The organism is Rhodococcus sp. IEGM 1307, from assembly GCF_030056915.1.
GTDB lineage: Bacteria > Actinomycetota > Actinomycetes > Mycobacteriales > Mycobacteriaceae > Rhodococcus_F > Rhodococcus_F opacus_D.
On the sequence record NZ_JASHKW010000003.1, the window covers coordinates 37,175 to 54,732 of the forward strand.

A 17,558-nucleotide genomic window follows, 5' to 3' on the forward strand; every position below is an offset into this window, starting at 1 on the left:
CCCTCCACACACGGACCCCGATCCGATCATCCCGGGGCGAGCCGAGCCTCCGCGCGGTTCTCGAGCTGCGCCCGGTAGATCGTCTTCCCCGATCGGCGCACGATGAGATAGGCGAGGCCGACGGCGATCATCCCCGGCACCAGCACACCGACGCTTCCCGTCATCTCCGCGACCATCAGCATCACCGCGAGCGGCGCGCGGGCGATGCTCCCGAAGCAGGCCATCATTCCGACGATGACGAAGGGCGCCGGATTGTCGGGGACGCCCGGGGCGATCGGTTCCAGCAGTCGCCACACCGCGGCGCCGGTGAACGCCCCGATCACCATTCCCGGGCCGAAGATGCCGCCCGATCCCCCCGAGCCGATGGACAGCGACGTCGCGAGGATCTTCGCGAACGGCAACAGCAGCACCACCCACAACGGGATGGCCGTGAGGTCGCCGCGGGCCATCGACTGCTGGATCCAGCCGTAACCGCTGCCCAGCACCTCCGGCAACACGAGCGCCATCAGCCCGACGAGCAGTCCGCCGACCGCCGGTTTGACGATCCGGCTGCCGGGCAGACGGTGAGTGAGATCGACGGCCGTGTAGAACGTCCCGCTGTACAGCAATCCGATCAGGCCGCCGAGCACACCGATGAGCGCGAACCACACCAGCTGGACCGGGTTGTCGAAGACGTAGTCCTGAGCGGCATACCCGAACAGTGGACCGAAACCGAGGAAGCTGCCGAACACGGTGTAGCTGACGATCGACGTGACCAGCGCCGGCACGAGCACCTCGAAATCGAAGTCTTCCTTGTAGGGAATCGTGCAGCACAACACCGCGCCGCCGAGCGGGGCCCCGAAGATCGCGCCGATGCCGGAGCCGATCCCGATCGCCACGGCGATCCGACCGTCCCGTGGGGACAGGTCCAGCCTGCGGGCGAGAAGCGATCCGAAACCCGCCGAGATCTGCGCGGTGGGTCCCTCGCGACCGCCGGACCCGCCGGACCCGATCGTGATCGCGGACGCGACCAGCTTCACGAGGACGACGCGGACGCGGATCATCCGAGGGTCCCGGTGAACGGCGTCGATCGCCGCGTCGGTGCCGTGCCCCTCGGCCTCCGGCGCCAGCGTGAACACGATGATGCCCGACACCAGACCACCCAGGCACACCACGAGCGGGATCGCCCACGGTCTCGTGAACTCCCGGCTGCCGACCGCCCCACCATCGCCCGCCGCAGTGGGCGGGGTGTAGCCCCCGATGCCGACGATCAGCAGTTGCGTCGCCTCCCTCAGCGCGACGTAGAACACGACCGCTCCGAGCCCGGCGACGATCCCGATCACGACGCCGAGAACCAGCCATTTGCGGGTGTAACCCGAAGTCCGGATCCACTTTCCGGCTGACGTCCCGATCGACCGCAGAGCCCTCGACCCGGGCGCCACCCGGATCACTCCAGCTTCCCGAAGACCGTCCGACCCTCCAGGATCGTGGCGAGCACCTCGAGGTCCGCGATGTCGTCGGGATCCACCAGCAGTGGATTGGCCGACAACACGACGAGATCGGCGTGCATACCGGGGGCAATCGCCCCGATGGCGTCCTCACTCCGGAGGTGCCACGCCGAGTTGATCGTCTCGGCCCGCAGGGCGTCCGGGACGGAGATCCGTTCCTCGGGAGCGAGCACACGTCCCGACCGGGTGCGGCGGGTGACGGCGTCGGCGATGTTGCGCAGCGGGTTTGTCGGGGTGACCGGGCCGTCGTTGTGGAACGAGATCCGCTGCCCCGCCTTGATCGCGGAACCTGCAGCCGCCCAACGTGCTCCGCGCTCGGGACCGAACAGATCGTCGACGAGGACGTCGCCCCAGTAGTAGAGGTGGTCGACGAAAATGCTGCACGTGACGCCGAGTTCGGTCGCTCGGCGGAACTGGTCCGGGGTCATCGCACCGACGTGCTCGAGCCGGAGCCGGTGATCTTCACGTGGGGAGTCGGCCAGCATCCGCTCCCATGCGTCGAGTACCAGGGTGACCGCGGCGTCGCCGTTGGCGTGACAGGAGATCTGCCAGCCTTTCTCGAAGTACGGCTTGCTGATCTCGAGAATCTCGTCCGTCGTGTAATTGGCCTCACCACGCGTTCCGGCGAGGCCGAGCGACCGGGTGACGTCCGTGTCGAGGTACGGAAAGCTGGTGGCGGCGTTGCCCACCCACGGCGAGCCGTCCGACCAGATCTTGATGCCCACCTGGCGCAGCAGGTCGTTTCCGACTCCGGGTGACACGTCCGTGGCGCGCTCCGGGTTCGACATCTCGTACAGCCGCAGCCGGGTGGTGAGAGCGCCGGACCGCGCGAACGCGGTCAGGGCGCTACGGAAGCGTGGGTCGAACGCCATCTCACTGGCGGTGGTGATCCCTGCCGCGTTCATCCGCGCGCATTCCGCGGCGAGGAGCTCCGGGAGCCGGGTGCTGGCGCCGGCGAGGATCGTGGCGGCCACCGCCATCACCGCGGGCGCCTCGAACGCCGAACCGTCCAGTTCACCCGACTCGTCGCGGCCGAAACTACCGCCCTCGGGGTCCGGCGTGTCCTTGGTCAATCCGGAATCCCGCGCGGCGACGTCGTTGAAGTAGGCCACGTGGCCGGTGTTGTGCAGGATCACCAGGGACGTGTCGGGAGCGATCGAATTGAGCCATTCACGGGTCGGTTCGGGCAGTCCCTTCTGGAGCAGGGGATCCCAGCCGTTGAGGACGGCGCCGTCGGGGTGTTCGTCGACGGCGCGGCGCACGGCGTCGACCACCTCCCCCGCATCGGCGATGGTCACCGGCCTGATGTCCACCACCGGTTCGCCGAGCAACACCGCGGAGTTCAGCGGGTGGCCGTGCGCCTCGATGAAGCCCGGGAGTATGCATGCGCGGTGCAGGTCGACCGTGATCGTTGCCGGTCCGATCAGCGGGAACACCGCGGAATCGTTGCCGACGGCGGCGATCCGCCCGTCGCGCACCGCGACTGCCCGAGCGCGTGGCGCGGCGTCGTTCATGGTGACCACGTCACCGAACAGCACCAGATCGGCAGGCTTTCCGTCGTTCGTGCCCATCAGTGCACCCTCCCGTCAGACCGGGCGTGGGCGAGAGCCCACGCGCCGGCAGCGAGTGTCGACTGTGACTTCAGATTACAACTACACAGCAGGCCGTACGCAGGAATAGTGCGTAACCAAGATCAGTTGCAGACAGGCATGACCGAAACACCGCTACCCGTGGACGGGCTCTTCGAGTCGTTCGCCGTCAAATCTCTCCGGCTACGGAACCGCTTCGCGATGGCACCCATGACCAGAGCTTTCTCCCCCGGCGGCGTTCCCGGGGACGATGTGGCGGCGTACTACCGCCGACGCGCGGCGGGCGGGGTCGGACTCGTCATCACAGAGGGCACGTACATTCCCGACCCGGCCGCCGGATCGCACACCCGGGTGCCGGTCCTCTACGGGCGGGACAGCCTTGCGGGCTGGAAATCGGTGGTGGACGCGGTCCACGACGAGGGCGGGCAGATCATCCCGCAGCTGTGGCATCTGGGCGTCGAACGCGGCCCGCAGCCCCGCATGAATCCGGACGTGATCACCGCCAGCCCGTCCGGACTCGCCCTGGACGGGACCCGCCTGGGACGCGAATTCACCGCGTCCGATCTCGACGCGCTGCGCGAGGCCTGGGTGGCGGCCGCCGTCAACGCGCGCGACGTGGGCTTCGACGGCATCGAACTGCACGGGGCGCACGGCTACCTCCTCGACCAGTTCCTGTGGGATCGGACGAACGTCCGCTCCGACGGCTACGGCGGATCCCTCGAGGCCCGCACCCGATTCCCCGTCGAGGTGGTTGCAGCGATTCGCGAGGCCGTCGGCGAGGACTTCGCGATGGTCTACCGCTTCAGCCAGTGGAAGTCGAACCACTACGACTCGCGGATCGCGCAGTCCCCCGACGAACTCGCGGCCGTGCTCGCACCCCTCGTCGACGCCGGTGTCGACGTGCTGCACCCCTCCACCCGCAGGCACTGGGAACCTGCCTTCCCCGAGCTGGCCGGTGACGACGGGGAACTCGGTCTGGCGGGTTGGACCAAACGGCTGACCGGACTACCCACCATCACGGTCGGTTCGGTGGGTCTCGACGACGTGTTCACGACGGCCTTCACCTCGGACGGCGCGTCGAACACCGCCGGTATCGACCGCCTGCTCGCGCAGTACGAGAACGGCGAGTTCGATCTCGTGGCCGTCGGCCGCGCACTGCTGTCCGATCCCGAGTGGGTGCTCAAACTCCGCGAAGGCAGAACCGCCGAGCACATCCCGTACAGCAACGAGCACCGGGCGGTCCTGCACTGACCGGGCCGGTCAGCTGTCCTCGACGGTGATCTTCGCCTGATCGACGTTGACACCTTCGGGCGGGTTGGCCGTTCCGTCGACCGAGATGCGGCCCTTGTCGACGCCCTGCGCTTCGAGCGCGTTGGCGACGGCCTGGGCGCGCTGATCGGCGAGTAGTTCGGCGGCCGCTTCGTCCGAGTTGGTGGCGTACGCCTCGATCTCGATCTTGCTGTCGCCGGCCTTCATCGCGGCGGCCACCGCCTTGATCGTCACGTCCGAGACGGCGTTGAGCTCGGCGGTTCCCGACTCGAATCCGATCGGGACCGCCGCGATGGCCGAGTTGATCGCGTTCTGGGTGGCCTCGCGCGCGGTGTTGACGGCGGACGACGCCGTGGCTTGCACGCTGCTGATCGCGCCCTCCACCCGTTCGGACGCCGACGAGGTCGTCGTGGTCGCGATCGGGGCCTCGTTCGAGTCGTCGGAACAGCCGGCGGCGCCGAGCAGCGCGATGGCCGCGACCGCGATACCGGTGACGATTGTCTTGCGCATGATGGATTCCCCTATACGTCGGTATGTCCGGAAGGCGCTACACGTCGTGGGACGAGGATAGCCCCGCCGACGCTCGTCGACGGCGGTATTCGGGCAGTGTCCCGGCTCCCACATCGTGGGATCCGAGTCGTCGGATGTGAATCCGGACACGGGCTTCTCACCTGGTCGGAACCCGGTAATTCAGCCCGCGTTTCATTTCGGTTAAACCTTCGGATTGCGATCTCATTTCAATAACGGTAGGAATGAATCCGGCGCCCGCTCAGCGCCGACATAAATGCCCACAACCGAGCAAGGAGTTAAAAGCATGGATCTCGCCTTCCTGTCCGAATTCTTCTCCGCCTTCTCCGACCTCGCCGGTGCCCTGGACTTCTTCTCGGGTTCCGCCGATGCATTGGGCGGTGGCGCAGACGCCGCAACCGCGGCCTCGGCCACGATTGGCTAGCATTTCCGCTGGCACAAGACTTGAACACCCGAGACGGGGTTCGCACGCTCCAGGCGCGCGAACCCCGTCACGGCGTTGCGGGCGCCCTTCGATCGACTCAATCACGTATCTATCACGACGAGTAATCCCAGGGTGAACATGTTCATTATCCGCGTCACCAGCATTTTCGCCGGAATTGGTCGGGCGACCAATTGAGCCGAGCGTCGAAGATCAGGTTTTCCGCTTCACGGTTGATTTATTCTCGAAATAATCGACTGCACTGCATATTCTCGACACTTCCGTAACACGCGCACATCTCAGTGCACATGCGTACACTCAAATTTCGTGACCGATGCGCAGATTAGACGCCGCTCCGAGGTACGGGCCCTCGCCCGGCTGGCCCTCGAGGAAATCGGAGGCGCCGCCACCGGCATCGGCAGCATCCACCGCGCGATCTCGGATCGCGTCTTCGCCGGCGTCCGGCTCGGCGTCGGCTCCCACGCCCTTCCTGCCAAGCTGCTCCACGACGAGATCTCGGGCGCCGTGTACGCACTTGTCGCCGACACCGCGCGTCTCGGCGGCTCCCTCGCAGGTCGGTTCCTCGACCTCCCGTCGTCGGAGAACCTCGCCCCGTCCCAGACACGCCGCGGAGCCCAGGCCATCGCCGCGATCCAGGGGCTGATCGGTGACGTACTGGAAGCCGAGGGATCGCCGCTCGCCGAACCCCTGGCGATACGGGTGAACGGTGTCGCGCTCGCGCCGGACAGATCCGCGCTCGCCGACGCCTTCCCGCACGCCGGCGGCCGCATCGTCGTCTTCCTGCACGGACTCGTCGAGACCGAGGACGCGTGGGCGCTGGGCCGCCGTCCCACCTACGGTGAACGGCTCGGAACCGACCTGGGGTACACGGCGCTACAGATCCGGTACAACTCCGGCAGGCACATCTCGGACAACGGCAGGAGCCTGTCCGAACTTCTGGACGCGGTCACCGAGAACTGGCCGGTCGAGGTCGAGTCGATCGCACTCGTCGGGCATTCCATGGGAGGCCTCGTGGCCCGCAGCGCCTGCCGGATCGCCTTCCTCGACGACCGGCCGTGGGTGGACCGGGTTCGGCACGTCGTGAGTCTCGGCTCACCCCACCTCGGCGCCCCGTTGGAGCAGGCCGTCCACTATGCGAGTGCCGGCCTGGCCGCACTGCCGGAGACGCGTGCGATCTCCGGGCTCCTGCGCAGAAGGAGCGCCGGCATCCGGGATCTGAACCAGGGTTCACTCGTCGACGAGGACTGGCGCGATCGCGATCCGGACGCACTCCGCGCCGCGGCGTGCAGCGAGGTCCCACTCCTCGACGGCGTGACGTACTACTTCGTCTCCGCGACCATCACGCGCAGCCCGAGGCATCCGCTGGGTCGTCTGCTCGGCGACGGCATGGTGCTCGTGCCGAGTGCGTCCGGCCGGAACAGGACGCGGATGATCGGCTTCCGCGACGAGCACGGCATGCACCTCGCGCCCGCGAACCATTTCACGATGCTCAACCACGAGTCGGTGTACGAGAAGCTGCTCGAATGGCTGGGCACGCCGCAAGCCGGCTGACGTCCGGACTCAGGCCATGGTCGTGTGCCACACGATGGCGGCGGCCAGCGCGCCCGCACCGTTCAGTGACCAGTGCAGCGCGATGGGCGCGATCAGACTGCCGCTGCGGCGGCGGAGCCAGGTGAACACGACGCCCGCGGCTGCGGTGGCGACGACCGCCCCCAGGATGCCCAGCACCTGACCGGCAACCCCGCCTCCGAGGAACCCGGACAGTCCCTTGTTGCCCGACGTCAGTCCCAGCGACGACGCGATGTGCCAGAGACCGAACATCAGCGATCCGGCCGCGAACACGCCACGTGCGCCGTAGACCCGGCCGAGGGTGCCCTGCAGCACGCCGCGGAACGCGAGCTCCTCGGGGATGACGGTCTGCAACGGGATGACGATCATCGACGCGACGAGCGCACCGGACAGGGTGGCGTACCGGTCGGCCATGAAGAAGGGGCGGGTGATCGGCAGGGCCGCGCCGATCGCCACGACGCCGATCACGAGTCCCATCGCCGCCAGCGCGTACAACGAACCCTTTCGCCAGTGCCGGGGCGAGAGCCCCAGTTCGACCCAGCCGAGTCCGCGGCGGCGGGTGAGCACGAGCAGCACGACAGCGGCGATGGGAACGGTGGCGATGCTCGCCCACGCGGTGGTGAAGTGTGCGATCAGATTCGTGGCCACAAGGACGACCACCACGATCGCGATGTCGAGGTAGGCATGCAGCACGGGCCGCTTCGCGCGTGCACCGGACGTCTCGCCGTCGACAGCTCCGGCGTACTGGACTTCAAGGGTCATTCGGCCGGCCGATCTGGTTCGTGAACACGCATCAAGTCAAGTGTACGGATTCGTCTGTGAAACCTCTGTGAGCCACGCCACTGCGCAGGTCGAAGCATGCCCCCGCGTCACAGGGCCGCCGGAGCCCGCGTCTAGCCTGGATACGAACTTCACACAACCCGCTGTCCAGGAGATAGAATGGCCGACTTCCTCTACGAGGACTTGCTGCCCATCGGTGAGGACCCCACCGAATATCGGCTGCTGACCACCGAGGGGGTGTCGACCGTCGAAGGACCCGACGGCCGCACCTTCCTGTCCGTCGAGCCCGAGGCGCTGCGCCTGCTCACCGAGACCGCACTCCACGACATCTCGCACTACCTGCGCAGCGACCATCTGACGCAGCTCGCGAGCATCCTCGACGACCCCGAGGCATCGGGCAACGACAAGTTCGTGGCACTGGATCTGCTCAAGAACGCCAACATCTCCGCGGCCGGCGTGCTGCCGATGTGCCAGGACACCGGCACCGCGATCGTCATGGGCAAGCGCGGCCAGCACGTCCTCACCCCCGGCGACGACGAGAAGGCCATCGCCCGGGGCGTCTACGATGCCTACACCCGGCTCAACCTGCGGTACTCGCAGAACGCGCCGATCACGATGTGGGACGAGAAGAACACCGGAAGCAACCTCCCCGCCCAGATCGAGCTCTACGCCGACACGGCGACCGGCCACGAGAACGCCTACAAGTTCCTGTACATGGCCAAGGGCGGCGGCAGCGCCAACAAGTCCTACCTGTTCCAGGAGACCAAGGCGATCCTGAACCCGGACGGCATGATGCGGTTCCTCGAGGAGAAGATCCGCGCCCTCGGCACCGCAGCCTGCCCGCCGTACCACCTCGCGATCGTCGTCGGCGGCACGTCCGCGGAGTTCGCGCTCAAGACGGCCAAGTACGCGTCCGCGCACTACCTCGACGAACTCCCCAACGAGGGAGCGATCACGGGCCGCGGCTTCCGCGACCTGGAACTCGAGGAGAAGGTGCTCGAGCTGACCCGTCAGATCGGCATCGGCGCACAGTTCGGCGGCAAGTACTTCTGCCACGACGTCCGCGTCATCCGCCTGCCCCGCCACGGCGCGTCACTGCCCGTCGCTCTCGCCGTGTCCTGCTCGGCGGACCGCCAGGCCAAGGCGAAGATCACCCCCGAGGGCGTCTTCCTCGAGCAGCTCGAATTCAACCCCGGCCGGTTCCTCCCTGAGGTCACCGACGCCCAACTCGACGCCGAGACCGACGGCGTCTCCGGCACCGGCAAGGGCGCCGCCGTGAAGATCGACCTCACCAAGCCGATGCCGGAGATCCTCGCCGAGCTGTCCAAGCACCCGGTGAAGACACGGCTGTCACTGACCGGCCCGCTCGTCGTCGCACGCGACATCGCCCACGCCAAGATCAAGGAACGGCTCGACGCCGGCGAGGACATGCCGCAGTACCTCAAGGACCACCCGGTGTACTACGCCGGTCCGGCCAAGACCCCCGACGGCATGGCGTCCGGTTCCTTCGGACCCACCACCGCCGGTCGCATGGACTCCTACGTGGAGCAGTTCCAGGCCGCGGGCGGCTCGATGGTGATGCTCGCGAAGGGCAACCGCTCCAAGCAAGTCACCGACGCGTGCAAGTCGTACGGCGGCTTCTACCTCGGGTCCATCGGCGGTCCCGCGGCGCGTCTCGCCCTCGACTGCATCAAGAAGGTCGAGATCGTCGAGTACGAAGAACTCGGCATGGAAGCGGTCTGGAAGATCGAGGTCGAGGACTTCCCCGCGTTCATCGTGGTCGACGACAAGGGCGAGGACTTCTTCGCCGGTGTCTCCACCCCCACCCTCACCATCGGCAAGCGTCCCGGCCTGTAGGCGGCTCCGCCGCCCGTGCGCCTTTTTGGTAGCTGGAGCAACCAGAAAGGCGCACGGGCGCTACGCGCCTACGGCGATCTCGATGACGGGGTTCTTCGCCGGGTCGAGCCAGCCGAGGAGTGAGGTCAGCGTGTCGCGGTCGATGGCGACGCACCCTTCGGTGGTGGTGCCGTCCGTGACGTGCAGGAACATCGCCGAACCCAGGCCGGGAATGCGGGCGGCGTTGTAGCCGATCGCGACCGCGTAGTCGTACAGCGGTCCAGCCGCGTAGAGGTTCTCGCTGTTCCCACCGGGGCTCGCGTCCTGACGGACGTGCGTGTTGTAGGTCGGCGAGAGCGGATTCGCATCCCACCAGTCACGTCGATCGGACTGGAAGTACGGCATCGCCGTCTCAGGTGCGGGCTGCCGGCCGAATGCCTGCGACAGCGGGAAGACACCGGCAGGCGTGCGGGTGGAGAATTCGTTCGCCGCGCCGATTCCTTCCGCGCCGACGTCGGCGGGGACGGGGCCCGCGAACACCTTCCACGTGCCGTCCGCATTCCGTTCCCAGGCGGTCAGTTCGGCGACCACTGCCCCCGCGGACGGGGCGTAGACGGTGATCACCTGGTCCGAGCCGCCGGAGAAGACTGCTCGGTCCGGTGCCGCGGAAGCGCCGGGTACGAGCATTAGCCCGATCAGAGCCACCATCAGTCCCGCCAACCACAGTCGACCCACTCGTAACGTCGTCATGGGGCGAGTGTTCCATCCTCGGGCACTCGTCGCGAGACTTTCCCCCCGCGCTCCTACACGCGGCAGAGGATCTCGCTGTGCAGGAGCGCGAACCAGCCGTCGTCCTCCCGCACCCACGAACGCCAGCCCGCAGCGATGCGTTCCAGGTCCGCCCCGCTGGCGAGCCCCAGTTCGAGCGCCCGGTCCGCGTAGCTCGACTGCACCGAGCGATCGGCCCAGGATCCTCCCCACCATTCGCGATGCTCGTCGGAGGAGAAACACCACGTGCTCGCGGTGTTCACGACGTCGCCGAGACCCGCCCCATGTGCCCAGGCCCGCAGGCGTCGACCGGCGCCCGGTTCACCACCGTTCGCCCGAGCGATCTTCTTGTAGAGCGTCAGCCATTCGTCGAGTTCCGGTGTCGCCGGAAACCACGTGAAGGTGCCGTAGTCCGCGTCGCGGGCGGCGACGATCCCACCGGGCTTGCACACTCGCTTCATCTCGCGCAGTGCCTGCACCGGGTCACCGACGTGTTGCAGGACCTGATGCGCGTGCACGATGTCGAAGCTGTCGTCGGGAAAGTCGAGGGCATGGGCATCCGAGACCACGGTCAAGACGTTCGGGACTCCCCGCTTCGCGAACTCGTTCCGGGCGAGGGACAGCGCCTCGTCGTTCATCTCGACGGCGGTGACGACTCCGGGTGCGACGAGTCCGGCGAGGTCGGCGGTGATCGTGCCCGGCCCGCACCCGACGTCGAGCAGGGTCATGCCTGCGCGCAGGTGCGGGAGCAGATAACCGGCGGAGTTCTCGGCGGTGCGCCATCGATGGTTTCGCAGCACCGATTCGTCGTGACCGTGGGTGTAGACCGTCTCGTCGCCGTTCATGTCTTCGACGCTAGCAATGTCGACCAGATAATGGGATAGTCCTCTCACCCTTCAAGATATCGTGAATTCCGGTAGCGGCGAGTCGTGAGTGTTACGTTGTTGCACACCAACGCGGCAACCGAGGGACTGCCATGACTTTCAGCCTCGCTCTCACACCGGCGCAGAAAGACCTCGTCGAGCGGACGCACGCCTTCGCGGAGAACGTGATCCGGCCGGTGGCGGCCGAGCACGACCGCGCGCAGGAGTTCCCCTGGGACGTTCTCGAGAAGGCCGCGCAAGAGGGCTTCTACAGTCCGCTGTTCTACCGCGACCTCATCGGCGACCCGACCGGGCTGTCCCTCCCGCTGTTCATGGAGGAGTTGTTCTGGGGTTGCGCCGGAATCGGGCTGGCCGTCGTGATGCCCGCGCTGGCGCTGTCGTCGATCGGGCAGGCCGCCACGCCGGAGCAGATGCTGCGGTGGGCACCGGAATGCTTCGGCGAGCCCGGCAACCTGAAACTCGCCGCACTGTGTATCTCGGAACCCGAGGGCGGCAGCGACGTCCGCAATCTGCGGACCACCGCGACGCGCGACGGCGACGAGTGGGTGATCGAGGGCCACAAGATGTGGATCGGCAATGGGGGCATCGCCGACGTGCACGTCGTGAACGCGACCGTCGATCCGGATCTGGGCCATCGCGGGCAGGCGCTCTTCGTGATCCCCGGAGGAAGCCCGGGTATCGAACTCGTCCGCAAGCTCGACAAGCTGGGCTGCCGCGCGTCGCACACGGCGGAGCTGAAATTCCATCAGGTGCGGGTCCCCGCCGACCATCTGCTCGGCGGCGACGACAAGCTGCAAAACCGCATGCGGAAGGCCCGTGAGGTGCAGGAGGAGGTGGCCACCGGCGCGCCCCGGCGGAAGTCGGCCACCCTCGGCACGTTCGAGCAGACACGCCCCATGGTCGCCGCTCAGGCGCTGGGCATCGCCCGCGCCGCGCTCGAATACGCCACCGAGTACGCGAACCGCCGCGAGGCGTTCGGCGGCCCGATCATCGACAACCAGGGCATCGCGTTTCCGCTGGCCGACCTCGCAACCCAGATCGACGCCGCGCGACTGCTCACGTGGCGGGCGTCGTGGATGGCGGCGGCGGGCGTGGAGTTCCGCCACGGCGAGGGCTCGATGGCGAAACTCGCGGCGTCGGAGGTCGCGGTGAAGACCACGGAACGCGCACTGCAGACGATGGGCGGGTGGGGATACATCAGCGACCACCCCGTCGAGAAGTGGTACCGGGACGCCAAGCTGTACACCATCTTCGAGGGCACCAGCGAGATTCAGCGGATGGTGATCGGGCGCGCACTCGGCGCCGCGGACGGGGCCCCGCCCCTCCACTTCGATCAGCCGACCGAGGGATCCGCCTTCAACCGGCGGTTCGGCAGGGGCACGTCCGTGCGCACGAAGGCGGGCGAGTTCGCGATGTCGATGAAAGACCGGATGCCCGACTCCGCGCAGCGACTGGCGATGAAAATCCTTGCCCCGCCGAAGAAGTGATACCCGCCCGAGATCAGGTCCAGAGGGCGGCCACCAAGACGGTGACGATGCCGAGCCCACCGGTCACGTGGACCAGGTTCGGGTTCTCCTGCCCCTTCTTCTGCTTGCCCCGGACGATCTCGGCGAGCGCGACCACCACCAGTGAGAGCAGAAGCTTCACGCCGATCTTGACGTGGTTGTAGTCCTTGTCCAGCACTGCCTCCCCGAGCCCGACCAGGATCAGTCCCGTCACGAACTGGAGCCGCGCACCCCACACCATCACCTCGGAGATCCGCGGCGCTCCGAGCACCGCGAAATAACCGCCGACGAGGGCAGCCATGCCGAGCAGGTGGCAGACGAGGAAGAGGTTGTAGACGACGGTCATCTCCGCAGCCTAGCGATCTGCCCGGTCAACCGGAGACGATTCCCGCCTCGATCGCCGCCTCCCGGTACGACGCGGCCAGCGTGGCGACTGTTTCGTGAGCGTTGAGCCCGCTGGGATTGGGCACCAGCCACAACTCCACGCCCTCGAGATCGCGGGGTTGCCTACCCTTCTTCGCGGCACGCTCCCCGAAAGCCGTGCGATAGGCGGTGATTCCGGCGACGGCGACCACCCGGGGAGCGGTGTCGCGGACCACCGCGCGCAGGCGCTCGGCGCCGACGGCCAGTTCCTCACCAGACAACTCGTCCGCCTTCGCCGTGGCCCGCGGGGCCAGGTTGGTGATGCCGACGCCCCGCCCGATCAGGTGATCGCGATCCGCGTCCGACATCCCGGCCGTCGGATCGATCGGACGCTCGATGATTCCGGCGGCCAGCAGGGCCGGATAGAAGCGGTTGCCCGGGCGTGCGAAATGCGCCCCGGTCGCGGCCGTCCACAGTCCCGGGTTGATGCCGACGAACAGCAGACGGCAGCCCGGTCCGATGAGGTCCGGAACCTCCGCGTCGCGGAACGACTCCAACTCCGCACGCGTAAAGCTCACAGCCGGCCCGCCTCCGCTAATCCCGCGACGGTGTCGGCCAGGGTTTCCGCCGAATCGCGGTACTTCACACCCAGTTCGCTCTCGCTCGGCCGGTCGTCGGTGTCCGGCATCCGCGTGTAGTACTCCATCGCGGCCTCCGAGATCGGGGTGTCGATAGGGACGAACCGGTCGACGGCGTCGACCAGCCTGCCCACCAGGCGCAACGCGGCGTCCGGAATCGGGAACACCCCCATCCACTTGCCGGTGATCACGCCCAGCATCTCGGCGATCCCCGCGATCGGAATCCGGGGACCACCGAGCATGTACCGGCGGGCCCCGCCTCCCGGCTCGAGGAGCGCTGCGTGCGCGCTCGCCACCTCCCGGACGTCGACCATCGTCCACGCGGCGCCCCGCCCGGGCAGACCCCGCAGGTGGACGGCGGCCTCGACCGCCTGGGCGGCCTCACCGAACTGGGTCCCCGCCGGCGGGCCGACGATCATGCCCGGATAGGTGATCGCGATCGGTGCGCCGTCGGCCTGAAGGTCGCGGGCGTACTGCTCCACACGTGCCTTGCTCCGGCCGTACGCGTCGGGTGGCCCGCACACCGGCAGTTCGGGAGTGAGCAGCCGGGCCCCCGGCTGGAACAGCGCGGCGATACTCGAGACGTAGACGATCGGATCGAGGCCCAGCTCGACCGCGGTTCCCAGCACGTTCTGCGCACCTGCCAGGTTGGTCTGCAGCATCTCCTCCGCCCGTCGCGGGTCGACCGCGACCACGGCCGCGGCGTGGATGACGGCGTCGCAGCCGTCGAGCGCGCGGCGCACGGACTCGGCGTCCGTGATGTCACCGACCACGTGATCGGACGTGTCGAGTCCGAGTGCCGCGGCACTGGTCACGAGGCGAGCAGGATCCCGCACGAGGAAGCGCACCCGGTGACCGGCGTCCACCGCCGCCTTCGCGCTCCACGCCCCGACGAACCCTGTTCCCCCCGTGACCAATACCAGCAAGGTGAACTACACCGTCCTGGCGAGACGGTTGGCGAGCATGGTGGTGAACCGGGCCGGATCCTCGAGTTCGCCGCCTTCGGCCAGCAACGCCATCCCGTAGAGGAGCTCCGCGGTCTCCCCCAGCGCCGGATCCTCGTTGCGTTCGCCGTGCGCCTCCCGCAGCCCGGTGACGAGCGGGTGGGTCGGGTTCAGCTCGAGGATGCGCTTCGTGACGGGGACGGGCTGCCCGGATGCCCGGTACATCCGCTCCAGTGCCGGCGACATACTGAACGCATCGCCGACGATGCAGGCCGGGGACGTGGTCAGCCGCGTCGACAGTCGCACCTCCTTGACCTGCTCGCTCAGGGCGTCGGCCATCCAGGAGAGCAGGCCGGCGAAGTCCTTCTCCTGCTCCTCCCGCTCCGACTCGTGCGCCTTCTTGTCTTCCTCGGTGTCGAGATCGACCTCGCCCTTGGCGATCGACTGGAACGACTTGCCGTCGAATTCCGGCACGGCGCCGACCCACATCTCGTCCACGGGATCGGTGAGCAGCAGCACCTCGAAGCCCTTCGCGCGGAAGGCCTCCATGTGCGGTGAGCTCTCGAGCAGTTGCCGGGATTCGCCGGTCGCGTAGAAGATCTGCTCCTGACCGTCCTTCATCCGTGCCACGTAGTCTTCGAGCGAGGTCAGCTCCTCCTCGCTGTGGGTGGACGCGAACGACGAGATTCCCAGCAGCACATCCCGATTGTCGGTGTCCGACATCAGGCCTTCCTTGACCGCGCGGCCGAACTCCGCCCAGAACGTGCGGTAGTCGTCGGGCCGCCCGGCCTTGAGGTCCTTGATCGTGGTGAGGACCTTCTTGGTGAGCCTGCGCCGGATGGCACGAATCTGGCGGTCCTGCTGAAGGATCTCACGAGACACGTTGAGGGACAGGTCCTGAGCGTCGACCACACCCTTGACGAAGCGGAGGTACTCCGGCATCAGCTGGTCGCAGTCGTCCATGATGAAGACGCGCTTGACGTACAGCTGCACACCCGTCTTCCCGTCCCGCATGAACAGGTCGAACGGGGCGTGGGACGGGATGAACAGCAGTGCCTGGAACTCGAACGTGCCCTCCGCCTTCATCGGGATGACCTCGAGCGGATCGTCCCAGGCGTGGGCGATGTGCTTGTAGAACTCCTTGTACTCGTCCTCGGAGACGTCGTCCTTCGAGCGCGCCCACAGCGCCTTCATCGAGTTGATCGTCTCGGACGTCGTGGTGACCTCGTCCTCGCCGTCACCCTCCGCGGGAACCGTGCGCTCGATGTTCATCCGGATCGGCCACGCGATGAAGTCGGAGTAGCGCTTGACGAGTTCCTTGATCTTCCGTTCCGACGTGTAGTCGTGCAGGTGATCCTCGGCGTCCTCGGGCTTGAGGTGCAGGGTGACGGAACTGCCTTGCGGGGCGTCGTCGACCGCCTCGATCGTGTAGGTGGCCTCGCCGCTCGACTCCCAGCGCGTGGCCTCGCTCTCGCCGGCCTTCCGCGTCAGCAACGTCACTTTGTCGGCGACCATGAACGTCGAGTAGAAGCCGATGCCGAACTGTCCGATCAGTTCCTCGGAGGCGGCGGCGTCCTTCGCTTCCTTCAACTTGCGGCGCAGGTCTGCGGTGCCGGACTTGGCCAGCGTGCCGATGAGGTCGACGACCTCGTCGTGCGACATGCCGATGCCGTTGTCGCGGACGGTCAGCGTGCGCTGCTCCGCGTCCACCTCGATCTCGATGTGCAGATCCGACGTGTCGACGTGGAGCTCCTTGTTGCGGAAGGCTTCGAGCCGCAACTTGTCCAGCGCATCCGACGCGTTGGAGATGAGCTCCCGCAGGAACGAGTCCTTGTTGGAGTACACCGAGTGGATCATGAGGTCCAGGAGCTGGCGGGTCTCCGCCTGGAACTCCAGTTGTTCGATTTTCGTGCTCACTTCGATTCCCTTCGACAGCAGAACCCTCGACACCAGATTCGTCGTCGGAATGATAGCCCGCGGCCGAATACCGGATTCATCGCGGCGAGAGGTCCGGATATAGCTGCGCCAGGGCGGCGAGGACCTCCGGCGCCGACCTGGACCGAGACCGTCAGCCGGCGGCGTCCTCCTTCAGGGTGTGCGCGACCAGCGCGTTGGCGTGGCCGTGACCGAGGCCGTGCTCGGACTTCAGCCAGCTCACCAACTCCATGTGCTTGGTCAGCTCGGACGACCGGATGAGCGTCTGCCATTCACTGATCGGCCGACCGTACTTCTCCTCGATCGACGGGAAATAGGACGCGGGGCCCTTCACTGGTTCAGCCATGCGCGACAGGCTAGCCGAACCCTCCGACACATACTGTCCGACAAGCATCTTCGGATGTAGCGACACTCAGACGGGACGCGCCCAATCGGCGAGCTGCCGCGACACCTCCCGGTACCCCCGCTCCCCGCTCGACACAGCGATGACCAAGTCGTACGCCGGATCTTCGGGAGCATCCAGGTCGTAACCGTTCAGTCCATAGAACACGTGAACCGCCAGCCAGGACAGCCTCTTGTTCCCGTCGACTAGCGCATGGTTCCTGGTCAGGGACTCGAGCAGAACGGCAGCCTTGTCGTGAATCGACGGGTACGCCTCCTCGCCGAGCAATGACGCCTGCGGACGATGAGCCGCCGAGTCGAGCAGTCCGAGGTCCCGGACGGACGCAACGCCGAGATCCTCAGCCAGCGCGAGCAAGTCCTCGAGAGTCAGGTAGTCGATCGTCACTGAGCGAGGCGGTCCAGCAAAGTGGCATACCGGTCGCGGCCGCGACGGGACAGCGCGCGAACCCGCTCGTCATGGGTGTGTCGGGCAGCAGCCTCCACGATCGCGCGGACGGTCGCCTCTTGTTTGCTGACACCTTGAGCGTCGGCGAGAAGCGTGAGCGCGCGCTCCTGCTCCTCGGTCAGTCGCAATGTCATGGCCATGTACCAATGATACCAAAGTGGTACCAGCTGACGG

General features: G+C 67.2%; 18 protein-coding genes. 5 read left to right on the forward strand and 13 right to left on the reverse strand.

All coding sequences use genetic code 11. The features are described 5' to 3' along the window. Positions 1–26: 26 nt before the first annotated feature. On the reverse strand, positions 27–1,430 hold the full coding sequence (locus QM841_RS06410) for a chloride channel protein (RefSeq protein WP_280781582.1): 1,404 nt from the start codon (positions 1,428–1,430) through the stop codon (positions 27–29). Continuing rightward, positions 1,427–3,058, reverse strand: coding sequence for an amidohydrolase (locus QM841_RS06415; protein WP_283331324.1), 1,632 nt, complete (start codon positions 3,056–3,058; stop codon positions 1,427–1,429). The genes QM841_RS06410 and QM841_RS06415 overlap by 4 nt, the downstream gene beginning before the upstream one ends. A 138-nt stretch (positions 3,059–3,196) precedes the next feature. On the opposite strand from QM841_RS06415, the gene QM841_RS06420 reads away from it, so the two are divergent. Continuing rightward, positions 3,197–4,327, forward strand: a complete 1,131-nt coding sequence (locus tag QM841_RS06420; protein WP_280781580.1) for an NADH:flavin oxidoreductase — start codon at positions 3,197–3,199, stop codon at positions 4,325–4,327. Between the two features lie 9 nt (positions 4,328–4,336). On the opposite strand, the gene QM841_RS06425 is transcribed toward QM841_RS06420, so the two are convergent. Next, a complete protein-coding gene (locus tag QM841_RS06425) occupies positions 4,337–4,855 on the reverse strand; it encodes an OmpA family protein (protein WP_280781579.1) in 519 nt (172 codons plus the stop codon). Between the two features lie 304 nt (positions 4,856–5,159). Here QM841_RS06425 and QM841_RS06430 point away from each other — a divergent pair, with 304 nt between their 5' ends. Continuing rightward, positions 5,160–5,297 (forward strand): hypothetical protein, encoded by a 138-nt coding sequence (locus tag QM841_RS06430; RefSeq protein ID WP_280781578.1) that lies wholly within the window; start codon positions 5,160–5,162, stop codon positions 5,295–5,297. A 324-nt stretch (positions 5,298–5,621) separates the two neighbouring features. Continuing rightward, positions 5,622–6,866 (forward strand): esterase/lipase family protein, encoded by a 1,245-nt coding sequence (locus tag QM841_RS06435; RefSeq protein ID WP_283331325.1) that lies wholly within the window; start codon positions 5,622–5,624, stop codon positions 6,864–6,866. Between the two features lie 9 nt (positions 6,867–6,875). Here QM841_RS06435 and QM841_RS06440 read toward each other — a convergent pair whose 3' ends face one another. Beyond that, positions 6,876–7,646: a CPBP family intramembrane glutamic endopeptidase gene (locus QM841_RS06440; protein WP_283331326.1), complete on the reverse strand. Its 771-nt coding sequence runs from the start codon at positions 7,644–7,646 to the stop codon at positions 6,876–6,878. A gap of 177 nt (positions 7,647–7,823) precedes the next feature. On the opposite strand from QM841_RS06440, the gene QM841_RS06445 reads away from it, so the two are divergent. Beyond that, a complete protein-coding gene (locus tag QM841_RS06445) occupies positions 7,824–9,521 on the forward strand; it encodes a fumarate hydratase (RefSeq protein ID WP_005239073.1) in 1,698 nt (565 codons plus the stop codon). Between the two features lie 60 nt (positions 9,522–9,581). Here the strand turns inward: QM841_RS06445 and QM841_RS06450 are convergent, their stop codons facing one another. Then, entirely contained in the window at positions 9,582–10,250 is a 669-nt protein-coding gene (locus tag QM841_RS06450; RefSeq protein WP_283331327.1) for a L,D-transpeptidase family protein, read from the reverse strand. 53 nt (positions 10,251–10,303) lie between these two features. Further along, a complete protein-coding gene (locus QM841_RS06455) occupies positions 10,304–11,113 on the reverse strand; it encodes a class I SAM-dependent methyltransferase (protein ID WP_283331328.1) in 810 nt (269 codons plus the stop codon). A gap of 131 nt (positions 11,114–11,244) precedes the next feature. On the opposite strand from QM841_RS06455, the gene QM841_RS06460 reads away from it, so the two are divergent. Beyond that, a complete protein-coding gene (locus tag QM841_RS06460) occupies positions 11,245–12,639 on the forward strand; it encodes an acyl-CoA dehydrogenase family protein (RefSeq protein ID WP_283331329.1) in 1,395 nt (464 codons plus the stop codon). Between the two features lie 13 nt (positions 12,640–12,652). On the opposite strand, the gene QM841_RS06465 is transcribed toward QM841_RS06460, so the two are convergent. From QM841_RS06465 to QM841_RS06495, 7 genes are all read right to left on the reverse strand, one after another. After that, positions 12,653–13,003, reverse strand: a complete 351-nt coding sequence (locus QM841_RS06465) for a hypothetical protein (RefSeq protein WP_280781571.1) — start codon at positions 13,001–13,003, stop codon at positions 12,653–12,655. 25 nt (positions 13,004–13,028) lie between these two features. After that, positions 13,029–13,598: a mismatch-specific DNA-glycosylase gene (locus QM841_RS06470; RefSeq protein WP_280781570.1), complete on the reverse strand. Its 570-nt coding sequence runs from the start codon at positions 13,596–13,598 to the stop codon at positions 13,029–13,031. Next, a complete protein-coding gene (locus tag QM841_RS06475) occupies positions 13,595–14,584 on the reverse strand; it encodes an SDR family NAD(P)-dependent oxidoreductase (RefSeq protein ID WP_283331330.1) in 990 nt (329 codons plus the stop codon). The genes QM841_RS06470 and QM841_RS06475 overlap by 4 nt, the downstream gene beginning before the upstream one ends. A 6-nt stretch (positions 14,585–14,590) precedes the next feature. Beyond that, positions 14,591–16,519 (reverse strand): molecular chaperone HtpG, encoded by a 1,929-nt coding sequence (gene htpG / locus QM841_RS06480; RefSeq protein WP_283331331.1) that lies wholly within the window; start codon positions 16,517–16,519, stop codon positions 14,591–14,593. Between the two features lie 151 nt (positions 16,520–16,670). Continuing rightward, complete coding sequence (locus tag QM841_RS06485; RefSeq protein ID WP_087556750.1) at positions 16,671–16,883, reverse strand: DUF4287 domain-containing protein; 213 nt, start codon at positions 16,881–16,883, stop codon at positions 16,671–16,673. 66 nt (positions 16,884–16,949) lie between these two features. Next, on the reverse strand, positions 16,950–17,324 hold the full coding sequence (locus QM841_RS06490) for a type II toxin-antitoxin system death-on-curing family toxin (protein ID WP_283331332.1): 375 nt from the start codon (positions 17,322–17,324) through the stop codon (positions 16,950–16,952). After that, positions 17,321–17,524: a CopG family transcriptional regulator gene (locus tag QM841_RS06495; RefSeq protein ID WP_095867225.1), complete on the reverse strand. Its 204-nt coding sequence runs from the start codon at positions 17,522–17,524 to the stop codon at positions 17,321–17,323. The genes QM841_RS06490 and QM841_RS06495 overlap by 4 nt, the downstream gene beginning before the upstream one ends. Between the last annotated feature and the right edge of the window lie 34 nt (positions 17,525–17,558).